This is a genomic window from Mesorhizobium sp. 131-3-5 (assembly GCF_016756575.1).
Classification (GTDB): Bacteria; Pseudomonadota; Alphaproteobacteria; order Rhizobiales; family Rhizobiaceae; genus Mesorhizobium; species Mesorhizobium jarvisii.
Map to the genome: position 1 here is coordinate 5,147,229 of NZ_AP023254.1, position 21,570 is coordinate 5,168,798.

A 21,570-nucleotide genomic window follows, 5' to 3' on the forward strand; every position below is an offset into this window, starting at 1 on the left:
CCTGACGATCGACACCAACCTTTTGGAGAACCACCATGTATGCAATCACCGGAGTAACCGGCAAGGTCGGCGGCGCGCTTGCGCGCAGCCTGCTAGCCGAGGGATTGCCTGTCCGCGCCGTCCTGCGCGACGCGGCCAAGGCAGCGGAGTGGAGACGTCGCGGCTGTGATGTCGCCCTGGCCGAGATGGACGATGCGGCAAGCCTGGCCTCGGCCTTCAGGGAGGCTGTGGGCGTCTTCATCCTGCCGCCCTCCGAGTTCGATCCGGAACCCGGCTTTCCCGAGGCTAAGCGCGTCATCGCGGCCGTGACCGCTGCCTTGGCCGAGGCGCGTCCCGGCAAGGTGGTCTGCCTGTCGACCATCGGCGCGGACGCGCCGCACGAGAACCTGCTGACCCAGCGCACGCTGATGGAACAGGCGCTGGACGGGATCGGGCTTCCGGTCACCTTCCTAAGGCCCGGCTGGTTCTTGGAGAATGCGCTCTGGGACATTCCCTCGGCGAGCGACGAAGGCGTGCTGCGCAGCTTCCTGCAGCCGGCCGACAGGCCGTTGCCGATGGTCGCGACGCAAGATGTCGGGCGCCTGGCCGCCGTGCTGCTTCAGGAGAATTGGATCGGGACGCGGGTCATCGAACTGGAGGGGCCCGTCCGCGTCTCGCCCAACGATCTCGCCCGCGCCTTCGCCACGGTGCTGGAGCGCCCGGTCAAGGTCGAGACGGTGCCGCGCGAGAGCTGGGAGCAGATCTTCCGTTCCCAGGGTACGCAAAATCCGTTGCCGCGGATCCGGATGCTTGACGGCTTCAACGAGGGCTGGATCGAGTTCAGCGACCAAGGCCGGTCGGCGATCAAAGGGACAACGACGCTCGATAGCGTTATCACCAACCTCGTCGCGGCGAGCCGGTCAGCCACCTGACACGGTCACGATTTGGCGCATGGACTTGCGAACCAGTCGCTGGCGCGAAGCGGTGGCGGTCGCCCGTGCCCTGCCATCGCCACAGTTTCGAAAGGAAATCATCATGGAATCGATCATCACGCAGGGCATTGCGATCCCGCGCCTCGGTTTCGGTACGTTCCGCATGCCAGGGGACGACGCCCAGCCGGTCGTCGAGAGCGCCATTGCGCTCGGCTACCGACATATCGACACCGCGGCGATGTACGAGAACGAAGCCGCCGTCGGCGCCGCCATAGCAGCGTCCGGCGTGAACCGGAACGAGCTCTTCGTCACGACGAAGGTATGGCACGACCAACTTGCGCCGGATGCGTTGCGCCGGGCCTTTGACATCAGCCTGGGCAAGCTGAGGCTCGACCATGTCGATCTTTACATGATCCACTGGCCGTCCAAAGACTTGGACATCAAGGCGACGCTGGAAGCGTTGATGTCGCTGCGGGAGCAAGGCCTCACGCGTGCGATCGGCGTGTGCAACTTCAACCTGCCGATGATCCGCCGCGCCGTGGAGGAGATCGGTGCGCCGATCGCGAGCGTCCAGCTCGAATACCACCCATTCCTGTCGCAGGACCGGATGCTGTCCTACCTGCGGGGCAACGGCATCCCCTTGACGGCCTACGCGCCGCTCGCCCAGGGCCGGGCCGCCAGTGACGCAACGCTCGCCGGCCTCGGGCGCAAGCATGGCTGCAGCGCAGCGCAGATGGCCATCGCCTGGCTTCTGGACCAGGAGGGCGTCATCGTGATCCCGAAAGCCGCGCGCCCCGAAAGCCAGAAGTCCAATCTCGATGCGCTCGGCATTCGGCTCGACGATGAGGATCGCGCGACGATTGCTGCTCTGCCGAAGGACCAGCGCTTCGTCCGGCCACCCTTCGCACCCGATTGGAATGCCGCTGCATGAAATCGCGGCATGGGGCTGGCGCTGTGATCGGTCCCAATCGCGGTTTGCGACGAGGTCGGCCGCCCTACTCCGCCGTGCCTTCCTCATACTCGGCCGACATGGTCAGCCATTTTTCCTCGTGGCCGGCCAGCGTCTGGGCGAGCTGCGAGCGCTCCTTGGCCAGGCGCGTCGCCGTCGAGGGATCCTTTTCGTAGATCGCCGGATTGGCCAGTTCGTCCTCGATGCCGTCGATGCGTTTGCGGATGCGGTCCATCAGCGCTTCTGTGGCGCGGATTTCCTTGGCCAGCGGTTCGAAGGCGGCGCGGCGCGCCGCCGCATCGCGGCGGCGGTCGGCTTTTGACGCCTTGTCGGCCTCGCGCCTGCCGCGGCGGTCGCCGGACACGCCGGTGACCAGCGTCTTGTAGTCCTCCAGGTCGCCCTCATACGGATTGACCGCCCCGTCCTTGACCAGCCAGAGCCGGTCGGCGGTCGCCTCAAGCAAATGGCGGTCGTGCGAGATCAGGATGACAGCCCCGGGAAATTCGTTGAGCGCATGGATCAGCGATTCACGGCTGTCGATGTCGAGATGGTTGGTCGGCTCGTCGAGGATGAACAGGTTCGGCCCCTCGAAGGCCGACAAGCCCATCAAAAGCCGCGCCTTCTCGCCGCCGGACAAGTCCTTGGCTGGCGTATTCATCTTCTCGGTCGTCAGACCGAACTGGGCAACACGACCGCGCACCTTGGACTCCGGCGCCTCCGGCATCAGCCGGCGGACATGCTCATAGGCGTTTTCCTCCGGACGCAGATCGTCGAGCTGATGCTGGGCGAAGATCGCCACCTTCAGCCCGGGCGCCACCGTCATCGTGCCGCTCTCCTGCTTGAGCCGGCCCGACAGCAGCTTGGCGAAGGTCGACTTGCCGTTGCCGTTGGCGCCAAGCAGCGCGATGCGGTCGTCGGCGTCTATGCGCAACGTCATCTTCTTCAGGATCGGCTGGCCTTCGGTGTAGCCGACATTGACGTTGTTCAGCGCCACGATCGGCGAGGCCACGGTCTTCACCGGTTCGGGAAAAGAGAACGGCCGCACCGAATCGTTCACGATCGCCGCGATCGGCTTCATCTTTTCCAGGGCCTTGATGCGTGACTGCGCCTGTCTGGCCTTGGACGCCTTGGCGCGGAACCGCTCGACGAAGGATTCCATGTGCTTGCGGGCGGCCTCCTGTTTGACGCGACCTTTTTCCTGCAATTCCTTCTGCTCGGTGTATTGGCGCTCGAACTGATCGTAGCCGCCGCGCCAGAAGGTCAGCTTCTTCTGGTCGAGATGAACGATCGAGTTGACGGCACGGTTGAGCAGGTCGCGATCGTGCGAAATCAGAAGCACGGTGTGCGGGTATTTCGACACGTAGTTTTCCAGCCACAGCGTGCCTTCGAGGTCGAGATAGTTGGTCGGCTCGTCGAGCAGGAGCAGATCAGGCTCTGAAAACAGCACGGCAGCCAATGCCACGCGCATGCGCCAGCCGCCGGAGAAGGACGAGGCCGGCCGGCGCTGCGCCGCGTCGTCGAAGCCGAGGCCGGCGAGGATGGTGGCGGCGCGGGACTCGGCCGAATGCGCGTCGATGTCGGCCAGCCGCATGTGGATGTCGGCGATGCGGTGCGGATCGGTCGCCGTCTTTTCCTCTTCGAGCAGCGCCGTGCGTTCGAGGTCGGCCTTGAGCACGATCTCGATCAGCGGCTCCTCGGTTCCCGGCGCTTCCTGCGCCACCTGGCCGATGCGCGTGTTCTTCGGCAGGCTGATCGAGCCGGTCTCGGAGGGAAAATCGCCGGTGATGGCCTTGAACAGCGTCGTCTTGCCGGTACCGTTGCGGCCGACAAGGCCGGCCTTGGTGCCGGCCGGCAAGGTCAGCGAGGCATGGTCGAGAAGCAGGCGCCCGGCCATGCGGAGCGAAAGGTCGTTGATGATCAGCATGGCCGCGCTTTTGCACTGGACATCAACGCTTCGCAAGACCTTCCGGGCCAGTTGGCCGCACAAGGCCTGAAACACAGGCGGGAGCGCGAGGCGAATTGGTGGCCTTGTCCGTGAAATTCGTGCCTGTCCTCGACGACCGCCGAAGGCCTGATCGCAAAACGCGCCTGCGCTCATCACCGGAAAATCCTCGAAGGCTAAAGGCAAAGTCTATCGGCACACTGTCCGCGCCGTGGTGGTCAATATTGAACAGACGGGCGCCCGACGCGCGTCCTACGCTTCACGAGCTGACGAAACCGGACTGCCCCCCAACCACGTTTGGTTACGACAGCAGGAACCCCGGCCGGGGATTTTTCAGCATGGCAAAGGAAACGGCTCGGCATCAATCGGAAAACCGGGTCCGATGAAACTCCCATCAGGGCCCGAATGAACCAAGGCGGCATGGAGATTCGAGGATGCCCACGCTTCCGTTGGCGCTCAAGATCGCAGACGCCGTTTCCGATGCCCAGCGGCGTCGGGGCAGGCTGGACATAGCAGCCGTTGCCAGTCAGTTGCTCGACGCCCATCCCGAGGCTGGGCATAGTTTGATGGAAATTGCCGACACATTGCGGGATGAAGTTGCATCCCAAGGAACCTTGGCACAGGGAACTGCAGCGACGTCTTGTTAGCATCGACATCGCAGGCCGACTTCCCAACCATTCCGAACACTGCGGCGGGCGTGCCTTACGTGACGAAGCCCCGGCCAGGGACTCGTCAAGACGCCAGGAGATCGGGGGAGGAAGACCCGGAATGACGCCGACCGCATTTGGATAGTCTTCGCAGCGGGCCGCATCTGGTCAATATTGACCGGTTCCGCGAGATATCGGATTCTGTTTCATCAAGGCTGAAGCCTCGTCAGCATCGTGATAAAATCCAATCTGGTCAGTGGATGGGGTCATTGATGGAAGGAAGATCAGATCAGCCGTTCGACCCGAAGGTTTTTCTGGCGAAAGCAGATCTCGGGCGCACCATCACACGCTATGGACCCAACCAGAAGATATTCTCGCAAGGCGATGTCGCGGCTTCGGTCTTCTACATCAATGAGGGCCAGGTCAAAATCAGTGTCCTGTCCGAACAGGGAAAGGAAGCTGTCGTCGCCATAATGGGGACCGACGATTTCTTCGGCGAAGGTTGCTTGGCCGGCCAGACCCGGCGCATGGCAACGGCGGTTGCGATGACTGATTGCGAGATCATGCAGTTGGACAAGAAGGCGATCATGCGCGTCATTCATGATGAGCCGGCCTTTTCGGAAATGTTCATCGCGCATCTTCTGACACGAACCATCCGTGTCGAAGAGGACCTGGTCGATCAGCTTTTCAATTCGAGCGAAAAGCGCCTGGCACGGGCACTTCTGCTGCTTGCAAATTTCGGCAAGGAAGGAAAGCCAGAACCCATTCTCGGCAAGGTCAACCAGGAGACGCTTGCCGAAATGATCGGCACAACGCGACCGAGAGTCAGCTACTTCATGAACAAGTTCCGCGACCTCGGATTCATCGAGTACAATGGGAAACTCGTGGTGCACAGTTCGCTGCTGAACGTGGTTCTGCACGATCAACCACAAATCAGACGGTGAACCCGGAAGGGCAAAGCCGCCTTCCGGGTTCCATTGGCTGTCGCGTCTAGGCCAACTGGCCGGGGCGCTTCCCGCTTAGCCAGCCGCCTTGCGCTTGGCTCCCTTTGCCACGGCGGCCGGTGCGGCTGCCGGTTTGCGGCCAAGTCCCGTCGACTTTGCTAGCGCCGACCGGGTCGCCGAGTAATTGGGAGCGACCATCGGATAGTCCGGCGGCAAGCTCCATTTGGCCCGATAGTCGTCCGGGCTCAGACCATAGTCTGTCCTGAGATGTCGCTTGAGCGACTTGAACTTCTTTCCGTCTTCCAGGCAGATGATGTAGTCGGGAAACACCGACTTTTTCGGGTTTACGGCCGGAACCAGGCTCGGGCTTTCTACGACGACCGCGCCAGCCAACTTTCGAACCGAGGCGCTGACGCTGGCAATCAGGTCAGGCAGGCCGGAAGCTGGTAGCGGATTGTTGCCTACATAGGCCGAGACAATATCGGCCGTTAGCTCTATAACGGTCTTATCCTCGATATTTGACAATTCTTTCATCCTATTTGCGAGAAAGTCATCCACCCCAGCGAAGACTTCGTCGACGTATCTCTTTAACCGCGTCCCCCCAACGGCCCGCCAAGTGCCAAAACGAATCAAGACTTGGCGTCAACTATTTTTATGGGAAATGCACGCTGCGCAATTTAGAAAATCTAATACTTGGAAGCAGCAGACTTGGTCGTCCGGGTATCGGCCAATATCTCAAGAATACGCCGCCAACGGGCACAGCGCCCGAAATCCTTCTGCTCAATTGCCTTTTCGGCCTTCATCGCCGCGTAGAGCGGTGCTTCGGCACCAAATTCCTTGATCAGCCAATGCGCTTCCTGCCTGGCGAGACGTTCATTGTCGTCAAACATAGTCTTGCGCCTCCGAGCGCTCCAGTCCGACCGCGATACAACTGCCGATGACGAGGACGGCCCCGGCAATGGCGGTTGTCGTCAACCGTTCGCCGGACAGGGTCAGCAGCAACGTCGAGGCAATCGGCGTGAGATAGGCGACGACCGCGACCTTGCCACTGCCTTCGAGCTTCAAGGCCCGCGACCAAAAGTAATAACCCAGCCCCATCGGACCGGCGCCGAGATAGAGTCCCAGGGCGAGATCGACGCCGGAGGGCCAGGCGACGCCTTCGCCAGAGGACCAAAAAAGCGTCAAGGCGACACCGACCAGCGACGAAGGCAGCAGCAGGCGATCGGGCGAAGTGGCGAGCCGTCCCACCATCACCGAATAGAAAGCCATGCACAGCGCAGATCCAAATGCGGCGAAATAGCCGACGATATCGCCCTGGAACCAGCTGCTCTCACGCCCTCCCGAAATCACTAGCGCAACACCCACGAAGCCAAGGGCCGCGGCAAGACCCAGCAAGACCGGGCGCCGGGGATTGTCGAAGGCGATCACTGCCGCGGCGACCATCAAGGGCCAGGTGTAGGCCACGAGATTGGCTTCGATCACCGGCATCGAGGCGAAGGCGATGTATTGCAGCACCATGGTGCCGACCAGACCGATGAATCCGACCGCGAGAGGTGCGAGTGCCGCCCTTGGCGCCATTGGCGGCGCTTCCTCGCGGCTCATGAACCGGATCAAGGCGAAGACCAATGCAGCTCCCGCAAATTGCAGGAACTGCACTTGCGATACCGGATGGGTTGCCAGTAGGGATTTGCCGACCAAAGCATTGGTCGACCACAAAGCCACCGCGCCGGCAGCAAAGACCAGCGCGGGTATCGAGCCTGATCCATGCCAAAACAATCGGCCTGGGGCTCTATCCCTGTGTTGGACCATGATCTCGTCCGAAGACCGGCTCCCACTTTTCGGGATTATGGTTGATTACCATGATTCCCTGGCTCCGCCCGAAACCTGTGCTTCGGCGGCCGGGGTGGGCGTCGGATGTTCCGCCTCGAACCGGCGATAGGCCGGCAACTGGTTGGTCCAGACGTCTTCAGCCAGTTCGTTGACCCATTCACGGTCGTGATCATTGTCGGCGGCGAGATAGAACATGCGGTTGTCGTCGACATAGGGCTTGGCCACCGAACGCTGGTTGAGCACTAGGGTGACGCGCTCGCCATACTGGATCGGGGCGGTGCGATGCAGGACGCCAAGGAACTGCCCGAGCGTCGCGTAGTTCATCTTGTGATCGATGCGCATGATGCGGTTGCGCGGGATCTCGCGGCCGGATTCGAGGACGGCGCGGCCGGTCTCGGAATCGTCGCAATAGATTTCGAGATGGCCGCCGACGAGCGGATCGCTGATCGACAGCGGAATGAGTTCGGTAACCGGAACGCCGTCGCAATGCCATTCGACGGCGCCATCCCTGGGATTCATGAAGGTGACGGTCGAACCAACGATCGACAGCGGATAGGGCTCAAGTTTCGTGCCCATCATGTCGGACAGCCGCTCGAGGCGCAGCTTGTCGTGCAGCAACTCCTTGATTTCGGGAATGAAACGGTCGGCGCCGGTGATGAAGGTCAGGTCGAGGTGCTTGTGCACGGCGTGGCTGTCCTTGAGCTTCAAGGCGGCCTCCTCGATTGCCGCGAGCAGCGCCGGGTCATAGCCATGCAGATACTGTGCAACGCCGAAACTCGACACTTTCCAGGCGGTTTCGTGGCCGATAATGGCCTCGCGGCTCATCGCATAGCGCAGATCGGGTATGGTATGTGCGTTCATTGTACTTCTCCAAGTGAGGGGCAAACACTTGGTTAACAGTCGATTAAATTAGCACCCCCTGTAAAATTAGGAATGCTGGTGCTAGTGTAAGCCCAGCTTAAGGTCGAAGCCGGTGCGTTTGCTCAGTCAGGTCAACCTCAATTCGCTGAAAATCGTGGAGAGTGCTGCGCGCCACGGGAATTTCACGCGAGCCGGAGAGGAGCAGTTCATCACTGCGTCAGCGGTCAGCCAGCGCGTCAAGAGCCTGGAGGATCAGCTGCGCTTCAAGATTTTCCAGCGCGGTGGCAATGCGGTGTCGCTGACGCCGGAAGGCGAGACCTATGTCTCGCGCGTTCGCGAGGCGCTGGAGCGGATCGTCGCCGCCAGCATGGAAGCGACCGGGCAATCGCAGGAACATGTGCTGAAGATATCCGTGCTGCCGACCTTCGCAGCACGCTGGCTGTTTCCGCGCCTGCCGGAGTTCCAGCGGCGACATCCCGATATCGTGATGCGGGTTTCGACCTCCTACGCGACGCATGAGTTCTCGACCTCGGATTTCGATCTCGAAATCCGCTATGGCGACGGCCATTTCAACGGGCTGCCATCCGATCTGCTGTTTCGGGAGGACCTGACACCGGTGTGCAGCCGCAAACTGTTCCATGAGGTTCTCGGCGACAAGCCGGTGTCCAAGGTGGAGCCGGACGATCTCAGGCACTTCACACTTCTGCATTCCGACACCTGCACCCAGAACTGGCAGTCCTGGCTTGGCTTTGCCAGTGCCAGCTTCGTGCTCAGCGAGACCAAAAGCATCTATTTCGACTCGTGCATGATGTCCTATGAGGCCGCCAATGCCGGAATGGGCTTTGCCGTGGCCAACCGTGCCTATATGGCCAGCGACATCCGCGCCGAAAGGCTGGTCGCTCCCTTTGCCGTCCACCATCCGAATACCGCCGGCTGGTATTTCGTCTCCCCCCAGAAGTGCTTTGCCGCACGTAAGGTGCTGCTGTTCAAACAATGGGTCATGGCGGAAGCGGCTTCGACGCAACGTCAATTGGACAGTGAAATCCGCGACCTGGCTACCGAAGCTGTCTGAAATTCGTATCAGCGCCCAATTGTCCCCCGATGACCGCCGGTCAGAAAATTGAGGACCATCGGTTAATGGACGTCCAATCCATGCAACCTGTCCTGGCCGGCAAGATTGTGGAACTTAAGCCGCTTCAGCCGGGGCATTCGCAGGGCCTTCTGTGTGCGGCCGCGGACGGTGAGCTGTGGAACCTCGCGGCCACCGTGGTTCCCGGGCCAGCCACGATCGATGACTATGTAGCCTGCGCCCTGGCTGGACGACGGGCCGGGACCGTCATGCCCTATACAATCGTGCTGCGCGGCACGGGAGCGATCTGCGGGAGTACGCGGTTCTGGAAGATCGATCGCATGAACAGAAAATTGGAGATTGGGCACACGTGGCTCAGCGCTTCGGTTCAGCGATCAGGGGTCAATACCGAGGCAAAGTACCTTCTCCTGGCCCATGCCTTCGAGGTCATGGCGTGTGTGCGAGTGCAGTTCACCACCGATGAACTCAATGACGCATCGAGAGCGGCCATTCTGCGGATAGGGGCAAAGCAGGAAGGGATCGTTCGCAACGAGCGGATCATGCCAGACGGCAGGAAACGCAATTCCGTGCGGTTCAGCATCATCGATTCCGAATGGCCTGACGTGAAGGCCATGCTTCTGCAGAAGATGCGGCGGTAGTCGGCGCAGGCCGTTCGCCCGGATCAGGCGAAAGCCCTGCCCTCTTCGGTACGCTGGAAATGCGCCAGATCGAGCGGCACGGAAGGACGGCCGAGGACAGTCAGGATCATATGCGCCTGGCCGCGATGATGGGTCTGGTGGTTGAAGACATGCGCCAGCGCGGGCGCAAGACGCTGCGAGACGGTGCGCATGTCCGACAGGGTCATATAGGTGAAGCGGCCCGACAGCGCCTTGTCGCTCAAGCCGGAGAGCCAGTCGATGATCCGCCGGTCCTCGGCCTCGCGCGCCGTCCTCAGCTTGGGCAAGGCCCGATGCAGTATGGCATCCAGCGCCGTCGGCGCGTCGCCCTCGCCGGTGAAGCGCTTCATCCAGATGCGATCGGCGGCGAGCAGATGGTTGAGGGTGCCCATCAGCGAGCCGAAGAAGGCGCCGACGTCGCGATTGAATTCCTCTTCATCAAGGTCCGCGGCGGCATCATAGATGCGGCCATTGGCCCATTGATTATACGCCGCAAACATCATGAAGTGCTGTTTCATCTTTTCTCCCGCCGCCCCGTTTCGGGGTGTCGCGAGCGATACCTAGACCGCAAAGAGACCCGCGCCAATGACCATTCTGCTTTATGAGCTCGTCGGGCGTGACGAGAGCCGTCCGTTCAGTCCGCATTGCTGGAAGGCGACAATGGCGCTGGCCCACAAGGGGCTCGATATCTCGACCGCGCCGACGCGTTTTCTCGAGGTGCCCGCCATCGAGGGCGGCGCCTCGAAAACCGTTCCGGTGATCCGCGACGGCGACAAGGTCGTCATCGATTCCTTCGACATCGCGCTCTATCTCGAGGAAGCCTATCCGGACCGGCCGACGCTGTTTGGCGGCGACGGTGGCAAGGCGATGGCGCGCTTCATCGAGCGCTGGTCGCAATTGACCATCCATCCCTACGTCACCACTGCGGCGCTCGTGGACCTCCATGCCATGCAGGACGAAGAAAACGCCGTGTATTTCCGGCAGAGCCGGGAGCAGCGCTTCGGCAGGCAGCTGGAAGATGTCGTCGCGGCGCGCGATGCCGGCCTGGCGGCGTTTCGGACTTCGCTCGAACCGCTGCGCTCGATGCTGGGCTACCAGCCTTTCATCGGCGGCGCCTCACCGCTGTTTGCGGATTACATCGTCTTCGGCGCGCTGCAATGGGCGCGCATCGCCACGCCCTACCAGCTGCTTGAAGACAGCGATGCCGTGGCGCAATGGTTCGCGCGTTGCCTCGACCTGCATGGCGGGCTGGGACGAAAGGTTGCGGCAGCGGCCTGACGGCCGCAAGCGCTTGCCCTGCCCGCAAGGCAGATTGGACGCGCCGTCTATCCGTGGCGAGAATCAGCGGCAGGACAGCGGGCCTACTTGGCCGCCTTCTTTGGCTTGCTGGTCTTCGGCTTGCTGGCTTTCGCGACAGCTTTCTCTTCCTTTGGAGCGGCTTTGGCCTTGCTGGCGCCAGATGCCTTCTTGGCCGGCGTCTTGGCTGCCGACGGCTTGCCCGCATCTTCCCGATCGATATCGGCTGCCGCCTGGTGCCAATGGCGTTCGTGGTGACCGGCCGGTTGCCCCTCTTCCTGCCAGATCTGATGTGCGCGGTTGCGAATGCGCTCCTGACGATCGTCTGCCATGGTCATGTTGTCTCCATTCGGGCCGACTTCAGCGCGGCGCCGACGCGTGACTATAGCAAGCAAAGCGTTGCTGTGCAGCCGTCTGATGTCGCCTGACGGCTTGCCGGCCTGACATAGATGTGCGTAGCGTTGCGGCCCTTCAATCCCCGCTTTGGGCACTCGTCATTCTGAAAGCCAGGCAATCGGCTTTCCGTCCGCTTCGCGGACCGCTCCTCACCCCTTGGCAATGGGCCGGGCGGCTTGTATAGAGCCCGCCACTCTCAATTCCATTTCTCAGACAAGGAAACCCCATGGCGCTCGAACGCACCTTTTCCATGATCAAGCCGGACGCGACCCGGCGCAACCTCACCGGCGCCATCACCCAGATGCTCGAAGACGCCGGCCTGCGCGTCATCGCATCGCGCCGCGTCTGGATGAGCCGCCGCGAGGCGGAAGGTTTCTACGCCGTCCACAAGGACCGTCCCTTCTTCGGCGAACTGGTCGAGTTCATGTCGTCGGCTCCGACGATCGTCCAGGTGCTGGAAGGCGAGAATGCCATTGCCAGGAACCGCGAAGTGATGGGCGCCACCAACCCGGCCAACGCCGCCGAAGGCACCATCCGCAAGGTCCACGCGCTGTCGATCGGCGAGAATTCGGTGCACGGCTCCGACGCGCCGGAAACCGCCGCGCAGGAGATCAAGTACTGGTTCTCGGACACCGAGATCGTCGGCTGAGCCGATACTGCAAAATCTCATGCAAAAGGCCGGCGCTTCGCCGGCCTTTTCATTTGGCGATCAGCTCGCGGCGCTGAAGCGCAGGATTTCGCGGCCGTCCTTGTCCGATATGGCGAGCTTGCCGGCATCGACCTTGTAGGACGCCGCCTTGGCCAAGGCATCGAACAACGCCTTTTCCTCGGCCATCACCTCCGGCGCGCAGGCCTTGTAGGTCGAGCCGATGTCGCTGATGGCGATCGCCTGGCCATCGACCTTGGCGGTGGCGAAATAGGTGTTGCAGGGGCCGCTGCCGCCCGCCTTGCCAGCCTCGCTGACCCTGAGCGTCGCCTGCGGCGCGGTGATGGCGCCAATGCCATCGACGTAGTCGAGCACCCAGATCTGGCCAAAGACGGAAGCCGCCGGCTCGGCGCCTGACGCCACCATTTTCAGCATGATGGTCTGCGGCGCGTCAGTCAGCGGGTCCAGCTGATGGCGCACATCGGAAATGAACATCAACTTGCCGTCAACGGTGATCCGCGCCTGCAGCGCATAGGTCATCTGCGACCGGACCACCGAAGGATCGAACTTGATCTCGAAGCTGATCGGCACCTGGCCGGCCGGCTTGACCGTCTGCTCGCCGATGATCTTGCCCGGTGCATCTGCCAGTGAAACATCGGCAAGCTGGACGGAAAGCACGGCGCTGGGCGGCAGGGCGATGCGTTCGCGATAGATCACCTCGCCCCTCACCGCCTTTTCGGCGGCCACGGACAGTTCCGGTACCGCCAGGATGCCGACGACCAGAGGCACGAAACCGAAGACGAAGAACTCCGCGAGCCTGTCCAGCATGACCACCTCCCTTGCCCGGACTGCCAATCCCCGGGGCTGATCAACCTCACGCAATTGGCCAAAGGATTGCGGTCAATACATGGCTGCGACTGGATTTATTCGGACGGTGACTTCCAGCGCTTTGCCGCCTGGGCGTCGGTTTCCTTGGCCTCGACCCAGCCACCTTCGGAACCATCGGCGCGATGCTCCTTCTTCCAGAAGGGCGCGCGCGATTTGAGGTAATCCATGAGAAAGTTCGCCGCTTCGAACGCGGCCTGGCGATGGCCGGAGGCGGCCACCACCAGCACGATATTCTCGCCCGGACGAACCTTGCCATGGCGGTGGATGACGGTGAGGCCCTGCAGCGGCCAGCGCTCAACCGCCTCGGTGGCGATAAGGCCGATCTCGGCCTCCGCCATGCCGGGATAATGTTCGAGCTCCAGCGCTGAGAGCGCGCCCTGCTCATCGCGGCAGAGGCCGGAGAAAGAAACCACCGCGCCAATGTCGCTGCGGCCTTGCGTCAGTCCGGCGATCTCGGCGGCGACGTCGAAATCCTCGCGCTGGATGCGCACGGTCGGCGCCAGGACGGCCGACATGGGTGTCAACCTCCGGTCATCGGCGGGAACAGCGCGATCTCGCGCGCGCCCGATATCTTTTCGCGGTGGTCGACATGTTCCTGGTTGATGGCAACGCGGATCACGTCGGGATATTGCAGCGCGTGTTCGTAGCCCTCGCCGCGCGATTGCAGCCAGCGCAAAAGGTCGGCGACGGTCTCGATGCCGGCGGGCAATTCGACATCCTCTTGAGGCATGCCGATCCGTTCGCGCACCCAGGCAAAATAGATAAGGCGGGTCGTCATCTCACTCGTCCATGATGTGCTTGAGGCCGGCGCGGAAATAGTCGTAGCCGGTGTAGAGCGTGACGAGTGCGGCGATCCACAGCAGCACAAGGCCGGTCTGCGTCGTCAGCGGGAAGATCTTGTCACCGGCCGGTCCTGCCAGCAGGAATGCGATGGCGACCATCTGGATGGTGGTCTTCCACTTGGCAAGCTGCGTCACCGGCACCGAGACCTTGAGTGCCGCCAGATATTCGCGCAGGCCGGAAACCAGGATTTCGCGGCACAGGATGATGATGGCCGCCCACAGCGACCAGCCGGCGATGCCGGCATGGCGATCGGTGTCGGCCGCCAGCAGCAAAAGGCAGGTCGCGACCAGCAGCTTGTCGGCGATCGGGTCGAGCATCTTGCCGATATTGGAGGTCTGCTGCCAGGCGCGCGCAAAATAGCCGTCGAAATAATCGGTGACGGATGCCAGCAGAAAAATGACCAGCGCCGACCAGCGGGCGAAGTCGCTCGATTTCAGATGGCCTTCGAGAAAAAAGCACAGCACCACCAGCGGCACCGCGATGATGCGGGCGTAGGTCAGCATGTTGGGCAGGTTGAACGCGCGCTGGGCCATATCTGGTGGACTCTTTCTGCCTGCGTACTCAAATCAGAAGCGAATGTAGGGGGTCAACAGGCCAGATTCGACTGGCCAGCTGAAAGTGCCGAATTTTTCAACTTTCGTGAAAATGATTGTAGACCAGTTTGGCGACCTGTTCGGAAATACCGTCGACTTTCCTCAGATCCTCGATCGCGGCACGGCTGACGGCCTTGGCGGTGCCGAATGCCAGCAGCAGCGCGCGCTTGCGGCCGGGGCCGATGCCGGCGATCTCGTCGAGCGGGCTTTTGACCATCTCCTTCTTGCGCCGCGCCCGGTGAGAGCCGATGGCGAAGCGATGGACCTCGTCGCGCAGCCGCTGGACGAAATAGAGCACGGGGTCGCGCACCGGCAGCGAAAAAGAATCCCTGCCCTTGACGAAAAAGCGCTCGCGGCCGGCATCGCGGTCCTGCCCCTTGGCGATGCCGATCGCCACGACGCGGTCCTCGATGCCGAGATCGGCGAGAATCTTGCGCACGGCCGTCATCTGGCCCTGGCCGCCATCGATCAGGATGACGTCGGGCCAGGCCGGGAAGCTGCCGGAGATGTCGTCTTCGACATCATCGCCCGCTTCCACCGAAGCCGTGTCGTCGGGCGCGACATCGCCATGCTCCTTGAGCAGTCGCGAAAAGCGCCGCTCCATCACCTCGCGCATCATGCCGAAATCGTCGCCCGGAGTGATCTCGGTCGAGCGGATGTTGAATTTCCGGTACTGGTTTTTCACGAACCCTTCCGGTCCCGCGACAACCATGGCGCCGACGGCATTGGTGCCCATGATGTGCGAGTTGTCGTATACCTCGATGCGCACCGGCGGCTTGGCCAGGCCGAAGGTCTCGGCGAAACCGGCAAGCAACCGTCCTTGCGTCGAGGTTTCGGCCAGCCTGCGGCCCAACGCCTCCCGCGCATTCTGCAGGGCGTTGTCGGTCAGGTCCTTCTTCTCTCCGCGCTGCGGCACAGAGATCGCAACCTTGCGGCCGGCGCGGGTCGAGAGCGCCTCGGCCAGCAATTCCTGGTCCTCGACGCCGTGCGACAGAAGGATTGCGCGCGGCGTCGGCTTGTCGTCGTAGAACTGCGCCAGGAACGAGCCCAATACCTCGGCCGCTTCCAGGGCAGGATCGGCCTTCGGGAAATAGGCGCGGTTGCCCCAGTTCTGGCCGGTGCGGAAGAAGAACACCTGGATGCAGACCTGCCCGCCTTCCTGATGGATGGCGAAGACATCGGCCTCGTCGACGGTCGCCGGGTTGATGCCCTGATGGCTCTGCACATGCGACAGGGCGGCCAGCCGGTCGCGATAGATGGCGGCCCGTTCGAAATCGAGGTCTTCAGATGCCTGCTGCATGGCGGCCGAAATCTCGGTCTTCACCTTCTGGCTGCGGCCGGACAGAAAATCCTTCGCCTCGGCGACCAGTTCGGCATAGCCGTCATGCGAGATTTCGCCGGTGCAGGGGCCGGCGCAGCGCTTGATCTGATACAGCAGGCACGGCCGCGTGCGGTTCTCGTAGAACGAGTTGGTGCAACTGCGCAGCAGGAAGGCGCGCTGCAGCGAATTGATGGTGCGGCCGACGGCGCCGGCCGAAGCAAAGGGGCCGAAATAGTCGCCTTTCCGCGACCGCGCGCCACGATGCTTGTAGATGCCGGGCGAGACATGGTCGCCGGTCAAAAGGATATAGGGAAACGACTTGTCGTCGCGCATCAGCACGTTGAATCGCGGCCGCAAGCGCTTGATAAGATTGGCTTCGAGCAGCAGCGCCTCGATCTCGGTGCGGGTGACGACGAATTCCATCGTCGACGTCTCGCGCACCATGCGGCCGATGCGGTTGGTGTGGAACCGGCCTTGCGCGTAGTTGGTGACGCGCTTCTTCAGGCTGCGCGCCTTGCCGACATAGAGCACGTCGCCTGCGGCGTTCATCATGCGGTAGACGCCGGGTGCGTTGGGCAGCCGTTTGACCAAGGTCTGGATCACCTCGGCGCCGACCATGCCTTCGGCATCGCCGGCATGCGGCGTCCAGTCGATGGCGGTGAAGGCGACATCCGGGCCTGTCGGTTCGACGATCTCCTCGAGCGCCTCGTCCTCGAGGTCGATTTCGGGAGGCAGGTCATCGGCGCCGCCACGCGCCTTGTTTTTGTGATCCAAAGGACTCATTCCGTCATGCCTGTCACATCGGGCGTCTGCCATGCAAGATGCTGGCCGCCATCGAGCGCGATCATCTGACCGGTGACCGAGCGCGCATCCCAGAGATAGCGGATGGTGGCGCCGAATTCCGGCAATTCCGGGCCGCGCTTCAGGATCAGGCCAGCGAGCTGTGCGCCAAAATCGGTATCGTCCTGGCGCACATTCTTCAGTGTCGGGCCAGGCCCGATCGCGTTGACGCGAATGCGCGGGCCGAGCGCCTGCGCCAGCATCTGGGTCTGGGTCCACAAAGCCGACTTCGACAACGCGTAGGAGAAGTAGCGTGGCGTCGGCCTCCAGACGCGCTGATCGATGATATTGACGATCAGCCCCTCGCGCCCTTCAGGCAAGGCGCGGGCGAAATTCTGCGCCAACAGCGCCGGCGTTTTCACGTGGATGGCAAAGTGGCGGTCCCAGGCCTGCCAATCGAAATCCTCGATGGAATCGTCGACGAAAAGCGAAGCATTGTTGACCAGCAGAGAGATTGGACCCAGCGCGGCCTCCGCCTTGCCGACGAGGCCGCTGACCGCGCTCATGTCGGTCAGATCCGCCCCAACCACGGTGGCGCGGCCGCCGGACTGATTGATCCCCGCGGCCAAGGCATCCGCCTCGTCGTGCGAGCGATTGGCGTGGATGGCGACGGCAAAGCCATGGCCGGCGAGGTCTTCGACAATTGCCTTGCCGATCCGTTTCGCCCCGCCCGTCACCAGGGCCGCGGGAGTGGCTTTGCTCATCTGCTGTCAATCCTCGATTTCGGGCCGAAAACACGACGCCGACGAAATATGGCCCGGCATGCGTTAAACGGCATTCGCACTTGGGGCAGCATTGTGGCGAAACGCCCGGTTCGGCATGCCGACTCGTCTTGGAGTCGGAACCGCCGGAACGCAATATAGGATGCTGGACTCCTTGCACCAAGCGGTGTGCAGCGCAGCATGAAATGGCTGCTGACATTTCGCTGTTGCGAAGATGCAACGTCAAGGTTCCGCCTCATTCGCGCCGGGTAATGACCCAAGTTCAGGTTCGCTTCAGCCGCATTTTGACACGACATTTGGAACCGACGAACGCCAGATCCGTTTCACCCCCCGGACGGGTTGATGGCGATCGTGAGAAACAAGCCTGTGTCCTGTGGCTTAAGGAGTAAAGAACAATGCAAGCCAATCTCAAATTCGCACGGCCGCTGGCCGTCGCGCTCGGGCTCTTCGCCCTCGGTGGTACTGCCTATGCCGCAGACGTCGTTCAGGAAGAGCCCCCGGCACCCGCTCCGGTTGCCGAACTGCCTGTCGCATCCTGGGCTGGCCCGTATGCTGGTCTTAACATTGGCTACGGCTTCAGCGGCCGTACCAAGGAGAAGGATTTCGACGTTTCGACCGGCACAAAGGGTTTCGTCGGTAGCGTCTTCGGCGGCTATCAGTGGCAGCAGGAGAACTTCGTGTACGGCGGTGAAGCCGAACTCGGCTACAACGGCGTCAAGGGTGACGACAACGGCATCAATTCGAAGGGCGGCTTCGAAGGCTCGCTGCGTGCCCGTCTCGGCTACGCCGTGACCCCGGAAATCCTGCTCTATGGCACCGGCGGTCTCGCCGGCAGGAGCCTGAAGGTGGAAGACTCGGTCATTCCGGCCAGCGACACCGCCACGATGATCGGCTGGACCGCCGGCGTCGGCACCGACATCAAGCTGACCGACAACGTCTTCGGCCGTGTCGAGTACCGCTACACGGACTTCGGCTCGAAGAGCTTCGATGGTATCGGCAAGGTCAAGGCGACCGACAACCGCGTCACTTTCGGCCTCGGTATGAAGTTCTAAGTCGTTCAAGCCACGACACGAAAAAGCCGGGCCTCGCGCCCGGCTTTTTTATTGCCGGTGCTCAGGCCGGAACCGCCGACTTCAGCTCCGGAAATTTTTCGTCGAAACGCGCTGCCCAGCGGGTCAACCGGCCACGGCCTTTTTCCCATTTGCCGGCGAAACGCAGCGCGAGATAGCCGAGGCAGGCACGCAACGCCATCTGACCGGCAGTGATCTTCTTCGGCAGTTTCGGCGGATTGGCATTGAGCAGATCGAGCGCGGCGGTGATCTTCGTCCACTGCCGGTCGAGCCAGGGCTGATAGACCATCTCTTCGGGCCGGGTGCGGCGCTCATAGACCATCGACAGCGCGCAATCGCAGATGCCGTCGGCCAGCGCCTCCAGCACCTCCGCCTCCAGCCGCTTGTCGGGATTGCGCGGAAACAAAGCGTTCTTCGAAATCCGGTTGAGGTGCTGGATGATGGCGCGGCTGTCGTGAACAGAACGGCCATCGTCGAGCACGAGCGCCGGGATCTTGCCGAGCGGATTGGCGCCGATCAGTTCGGCTGGTTTGTCCTCGGTCTTGACCGGCACCAGATCGATCGCGACCCCGGCATAGGCCGCGGCCATCCTTACCTTGGAGCTGTAAGGAGAGGTGGACGCATAGAGCAGCTTCGGCATGATCGGTTTCCTGTTTGCAGGCGCCCAGTGTTGACTGGACAGGCACTTGCGATCAACCGCCAGAGCGCGAAAAAACAGCAGCCAGAAACCCATGGCGGTTTCCGCTCCAGACATCACGGACTGGTACGCCGAAACACGCGCAAACGATGACGGCAGGTTGACGGGATTCAAACCTGCATTCATCCCCCGAACCCGAAGCATCGCACCCGGGCCTTCGCCGACCGCGGCAAGGAGACGATCCAAAGAGCGAGCGAGGCAGCCAACCGGCGCCTCGCTTTGCTTGCCCCTCGATCCCATCCCGATGTTCAGCCCTCAAGGCTGAACCCCGCTGCCGGACAGCTTCGATCCAGAGCGTCAGAGCGTCCTTGCGAACCCCGAAGGGATACGCGACGCCCCAACGACTGGTCTACTTCTTGGCCGGAGCCTTCGCCTTCGCAGGCGCTGCCTTGGCCTTCGGCGCGGCGGCTTTCTTCACCGCGGGCTTTGTCGCGGCCGCCGCTGCTTTCGCGGCCGGTTTTGCCGCCGCCTTCGCGGCGGGCTTTGCCGCTGCCTTGGCGGGCGCTGCCTTCTTGGCTGCGGGCTTGGCCGCGGGCTTCGCCGCTGCCTTGGCCGCCGGCTTCTTCGCCGGTGCTGCCTTCGCTGCCGGCTTTGCCGCTGCCTTGGCGGGCGCTGCCTTCTTCACTGCCGGCTTTGCCACAGCCTTGGCCGCCGCCGGCTTCTTGGCCGGTGCTGCCTTCGCCGCAGGCTTTGCCGCCGCCTTCGCAGGCGCTGCTTTCTTCACTGCTGTTGCGGCCTTCGCCGCGACTGCTTTTGCGGGTGCTTTCTTTGCCGGTGCCTTGGATGCCGGCGCTTTAGATGACTGCTTAGCCATGTCATGCCCCTTCACGTTATGCCGTTGGCCGTGAATGACCCCGGCGCGCAATGCATATCTGACTCGCGGCTCGCTAGCCAGCGAAGCAATGGTATGATTTTCTCAGCTTAAATTTTGGTTGAGATCGACACACGATCGCACTCGTCATCGCAAAAATCCGCTGCTGATCTTCCGATACCGCCAGCAATTTCACTCCGGCATTCTCGATGCGAACCCACCATGAAGCCGCGAAGATTAGCGAGCAGCTTCACGCATGATCTTTGGCCGCGAATATCACGACCTGCCACCTCATCGAAGCAATCATCTTCTACCAGCGAGCGATCCATGCGGATCACGAGCGCGATGCGACGACCGATCTGAAGATCACCTTGTCAAGCGTAGTTCCATCGCCATCGGCTGATTGACAGATAACTCTGCAAGGCAGAGTATTCTGCGTAAAGTCAGGAGCTGGCGATTTGATTTCGATCACACAAAGGCAACAGACAGGACCGCAGCCCGTAATCGCCGAGCCACGTTGCGACGGTCCTGGGCTTTGCCGCAGTAGAGCCTATCGGTGAGCGCCGACGACATCATCCATCAAAGCATACGGCTCAGGATCATGGCCATCCTGAACACGTTGGAAAGGCGCGAGGCGCTGGAGTTCACCCAGTTGAAGGCCATGATCGAAACGACCGACGGAAATCTCGGAGCGCACATCGATACGCTGGCCAGAGCAGGCTATGTCGATGTCGAGAAGCTTTTCGTCGGGCGACGGCCGCAGACCCGGGTCAAGGCAACGACGATTGGGCGGCGAGCCTTTCGCGGCCACATTGCTTTTCTTCGCAAGATCATCGATCAGGCCGAAGCGACGCAACGCAGGAAATAAGCGCTGCGACCGAGCGATCTCCAACTCTATGCGTTGACGCAATTGCCAAGGGGAAAGCGCTATGCGCTTTTCCCGGGAAAACCGTTTCACACTTTTCCAGGAATTGCTTTAGCGCGTGGCGACCACGGCAACGCCGGCGCCGATCATGACGCCGCCTGCCGCGCGGTTGACCCGGCGCACGATCCTGGGCGTGCGCAACAGACTGCGGGCACGGCCGGCGAGGAGGACATGCCCGCCGATCACCACAATCTCGACAGCCAGGATCACCACGATCAGGATGCCGAGATGCGCTGATGTGAGCGAGGCACCGACGACGTTGGGCAACAGCGCCACGTAGAACAGCGGCATTTTCGGATTGCCGAGATTGAGCGCGACACCCGTGGCGAAGATCGTCAGCAGCCCGCGCCGCCCTGAGACGGGCTGCAGCTCCGGCACGACGGGCACGGCCGTCCACAGCTTGATGCCCATCCAGATCAGATAGGCCGCTCCGCCGTAGCGAAGCACCGTCATGACGATTGCCATCTTGGCGGCAATGATCGACAGGCCGAAGGCTGCGAGCATCAGGAAGATAAGGATGCCGACCACCGTGCCGGCGCCATACGCGATGCCCGACGCGGCGCCGCTGGAGATCGTGCGGGCGACGATGGTCATGTTGTCGGGGCCAGGGCTGGCGGCGAACACGAAGAAGGCTCCCGCAAAGGCAATGATGGTGGCAAGGTCCATGACGGTTCCCGAAAGTGACGTGTTGC

At 62.1% G+C, this 21,570-nt stretch carries 26 protein-coding genes; 10 read left to right on the forward strand and 16 right to left on the reverse strand.

From position 1 onward, the window contains the following. The first annotated feature begins 35 nt into the window (after window positions 1–35). A complete protein-coding gene (locus JG747_RS25350) occupies window positions 36–911 on the forward strand; it encodes an NmrA family NAD(P)-binding protein (RefSeq protein WP_202360284.1) in 876 nt (291 codons plus the stop codon). A 103-nt stretch (window positions 912–1,014) separates the two neighbouring features. Continuing rightward, a complete protein-coding gene (locus JG747_RS25355) occupies window positions 1,015–1,842 on the forward strand; it encodes an aldo/keto reductase (RefSeq protein ID WP_202360285.1) in 828 nt (275 codons plus the stop codon). A gap of 64 nt (window positions 1,843–1,906) precedes the next feature. Here the strand turns inward: JG747_RS25355 and JG747_RS25360 are convergent, their stop codons facing one another. Beyond that, entirely contained in the window at window positions 1,907–3,784 is a 1,878-nt protein-coding gene (locus JG747_RS25360) for an ABC-F family ATP-binding cassette domain-containing protein (protein ID WP_020628819.1), read from the reverse strand. 937 nt (window positions 3,785–4,721) lie between these two features. Here JG747_RS25360 and JG747_RS25365 point away from each other — a divergent pair. Beyond that, the gene (locus JG747_RS25365; RefSeq protein ID WP_202362353.1) at window positions 4,722–5,393 is read left to right on the forward strand and encodes a Crp/Fnr family transcriptional regulator; all 672 of its coding nucleotides are present in this window, start codon (window positions 4,722–4,724) and stop codon (window positions 5,391–5,393) included. A gap of 75 nt (window positions 5,394–5,468) precedes the next feature. On the opposite strand, the gene JG747_RS25370 is transcribed toward JG747_RS25365, so the two are convergent. From JG747_RS25370 to JG747_RS25385, 4 genes are all read right to left on the reverse strand, one after another. Next, window positions 5,469–5,927 carry a MucR family transcriptional regulator gene (locus JG747_RS25370; protein ID WP_019857325.1) on the reverse strand — a complete coding sequence of 153 codons (459 nt, stop codon included), beginning with the start codon at window positions 5,925–5,927 and terminating at the stop codon, window positions 5,469–5,471. 152 nt (window positions 5,928–6,079) lie between these two features. Next, a complete protein-coding gene (locus tag JG747_RS25375) occupies window positions 6,080–6,283 on the reverse strand; it encodes a hypothetical protein (RefSeq protein WP_019857323.1) in 204 nt (67 codons plus the stop codon). Further along, window positions 6,276–7,202 carry a DMT family transporter gene (locus tag JG747_RS25380; protein WP_202360286.1) on the reverse strand — a complete coding sequence of 309 codons (927 nt, stop codon included), beginning with the start codon at window positions 7,200–7,202 and terminating at the stop codon, window positions 6,276–6,278. Before JG747_RS25380 ends, JG747_RS25375 begins: the two co-directional genes overlap by 8 nt. A gap of 45 nt (window positions 7,203–7,247) precedes the next feature. Then, window positions 7,248–8,084 carry a hypothetical protein gene (locus tag JG747_RS25385; protein ID WP_038645785.1) on the reverse strand — a complete coding sequence of 279 codons (837 nt, stop codon included), beginning with the start codon at window positions 8,082–8,084 and terminating at the stop codon, window positions 7,248–7,250. A 112-nt stretch (window positions 8,085–8,196) separates the two neighbouring features. Between JG747_RS25385 and JG747_RS25390 the strand changes: the two genes are divergently transcribed. After that, the gene (locus tag JG747_RS25390) at window positions 8,197–9,156 is read left to right on the forward strand and encodes a LysR substrate-binding domain-containing protein (RefSeq protein WP_202360287.1); all 960 of its coding nucleotides are present in this window, start codon (window positions 8,197–8,199) and stop codon (window positions 9,154–9,156) included. An 80-nt stretch (window positions 9,157–9,236) separates the two neighbouring features. Continuing rightward, window positions 9,237–9,812: a GNAT family N-acetyltransferase gene (locus JG747_RS25395; RefSeq protein ID WP_027046687.1), complete on the forward strand. Its 576-nt coding sequence runs from the start codon at window positions 9,237–9,239 to the stop codon at window positions 9,810–9,812. 23 nt (window positions 9,813–9,835) lie between these two features. On the opposite strand, the gene JG747_RS25400 is transcribed toward JG747_RS25395, so the two are convergent. Then, window positions 9,836–10,348, reverse strand: coding sequence for a DinB family protein (locus JG747_RS25400; RefSeq protein WP_019857317.1), 513 nt, complete (start codon window positions 10,346–10,348; stop codon window positions 9,836–9,838). 67 nt (window positions 10,349–10,415) lie between these two features. Between JG747_RS25400 and JG747_RS25405 the strand changes: the two genes are divergently transcribed. Further along, a complete protein-coding gene (locus tag JG747_RS25405; RefSeq protein WP_038645781.1) occupies window positions 10,416–11,108 on the forward strand; it encodes a glutathione S-transferase family protein in 693 nt (230 codons plus the stop codon). Between the two features lie 83 nt (window positions 11,109–11,191). Here the strand turns inward: JG747_RS25405 and JG747_RS25410 are convergent, their stop codons facing one another. Next, window positions 11,192–11,464, reverse strand: a complete 273-nt coding sequence (locus tag JG747_RS25410) for a DUF2934 domain-containing protein (protein WP_081296142.1) — start codon at window positions 11,462–11,464, stop codon at window positions 11,192–11,194. A gap of 284 nt (window positions 11,465–11,748) precedes the next feature. On the opposite strand from JG747_RS25410, the gene ndk reads away from it, so the two are divergent. Continuing rightward, window positions 11,749–12,171, forward strand: coding sequence for a nucleoside-diphosphate kinase (gene ndk, locus JG747_RS25415; protein WP_019857314.1), 423 nt, complete (start codon window positions 11,749–11,751; stop codon window positions 12,169–12,171). Window positions 12,172–12,231: 60 nt separating this feature from the next. On the opposite strand, the gene JG747_RS25420 is transcribed toward ndk, so the two are convergent. The 6 genes from JG747_RS25420 to JG747_RS25445 all read right to left on the reverse strand — a co-directional run bounded on the left by JG747_RS25420 (window position 12,232) and on the right by JG747_RS25445 (window position 17,357). Continuing rightward, complete coding sequence (locus JG747_RS25420) at window positions 12,232–12,996, reverse strand: YbaY family lipoprotein (RefSeq protein WP_202360288.1); 765 nt, start codon at window positions 12,994–12,996, stop codon at window positions 12,232–12,234. Window positions 12,997–13,091: 95 nt separating this feature from the next. Beyond that, window positions 13,092–13,571, reverse strand: a complete 480-nt coding sequence (locus tag JG747_RS25425) for a molybdenum cofactor biosynthesis protein MoaE (RefSeq protein WP_038645777.1) — start codon at window positions 13,569–13,571, stop codon at window positions 13,092–13,094. A gap of 5 nt (window positions 13,572–13,576) precedes the next feature. Continuing rightward, complete coding sequence (gene moaD, locus JG747_RS25430; RefSeq protein WP_019857311.1) at window positions 13,577–13,834, reverse strand: molybdopterin converting factor subunit 1; 258 nt, start codon at window positions 13,832–13,834, stop codon at window positions 13,577–13,579. 1 nt (window position 13,835) lies between these two features. Continuing rightward, entirely contained in the window at window positions 13,836–14,432 is a 597-nt protein-coding gene (pgsA, locus tag JG747_RS25435) for a CDP-diacylglycerol--glycerol-3-phosphate 3-phosphatidyltransferase (RefSeq protein WP_010915213.1), read from the reverse strand. A 97-nt stretch (window positions 14,433–14,529) separates the two neighbouring features. After that, a complete protein-coding gene (uvrC, locus tag JG747_RS25440; RefSeq protein ID WP_202360289.1) occupies window positions 14,530–16,596 on the reverse strand; it encodes an excinuclease ABC subunit UvrC in 2,067 nt (688 codons plus the stop codon). After that, entirely contained in the window at window positions 16,593–17,357 is a 765-nt protein-coding gene (locus JG747_RS25445; protein ID WP_019857309.1) for an SDR family oxidoreductase, read from the reverse strand. Before JG747_RS25445 ends, uvrC begins: the two co-directional genes overlap by 4 nt. A 413-nt stretch (window positions 17,358–17,770) precedes the next feature. On the opposite strand from JG747_RS25445, the gene JG747_RS25450 reads away from it, so the two are divergent. Beyond that, the gene (locus JG747_RS25450; RefSeq protein WP_019857308.1) at window positions 17,771–18,427 is read left to right on the forward strand and encodes an outer membrane protein; all 657 of its coding nucleotides are present in this window, start codon (window positions 17,771–17,773) and stop codon (window positions 18,425–18,427) included. Window positions 18,428–18,488: 61 nt separating this feature from the next. On the opposite strand, the gene JG747_RS25455 is transcribed toward JG747_RS25450, so the two are convergent. Then, entirely contained in the window at window positions 18,489–19,085 is a 597-nt protein-coding gene (locus tag JG747_RS25455) for a glutathione S-transferase family protein (protein ID WP_027046685.1), read from the reverse strand. 446 nt (window positions 19,086–19,531) lie between these two features. On the opposite strand from JG747_RS25455, the gene JG747_RS25460 reads away from it, so the two are divergent. After that, on the forward strand, window positions 19,532–19,990 hold the full coding sequence (locus tag JG747_RS25460; protein ID WP_202360290.1) for a hypothetical protein: 459 nt from the start codon (window positions 19,532–19,534) through the stop codon (window positions 19,988–19,990). Window positions 19,991–20,063: 73 nt separating this feature from the next. Here JG747_RS25460 and JG747_RS25465 read toward each other — a convergent pair whose 3' ends face one another. Beyond that, the gene (locus JG747_RS25465; protein WP_202360291.1) at window positions 20,064–20,282 is read right to left on the reverse strand and encodes a hypothetical protein; all 219 of its coding nucleotides are present in this window, start codon (window positions 20,280–20,282) and stop codon (window positions 20,064–20,066) included. Between the two features lie 227 nt (window positions 20,283–20,509). On the opposite strand from JG747_RS25465, the gene JG747_RS25470 reads away from it, so the two are divergent. Next, on the forward strand, window positions 20,510–20,821 hold the full coding sequence (locus JG747_RS25470; RefSeq protein ID WP_081296144.1) for a transcriptional regulator: 312 nt from the start codon (window positions 20,510–20,512) through the stop codon (window positions 20,819–20,821). Between the two features lie 108 nt (window positions 20,822–20,929). Here the strand turns inward: JG747_RS25470 and JG747_RS25475 are convergent, their stop codons facing one another. After that, window positions 20,930–21,544, reverse strand: coding sequence for a LysE family translocator (locus JG747_RS25475; protein ID WP_202360292.1), 615 nt, complete (start codon window positions 21,542–21,544; stop codon window positions 20,930–20,932). Between the last annotated feature and the right edge of the window lie 26 nt (window positions 21,545–21,570).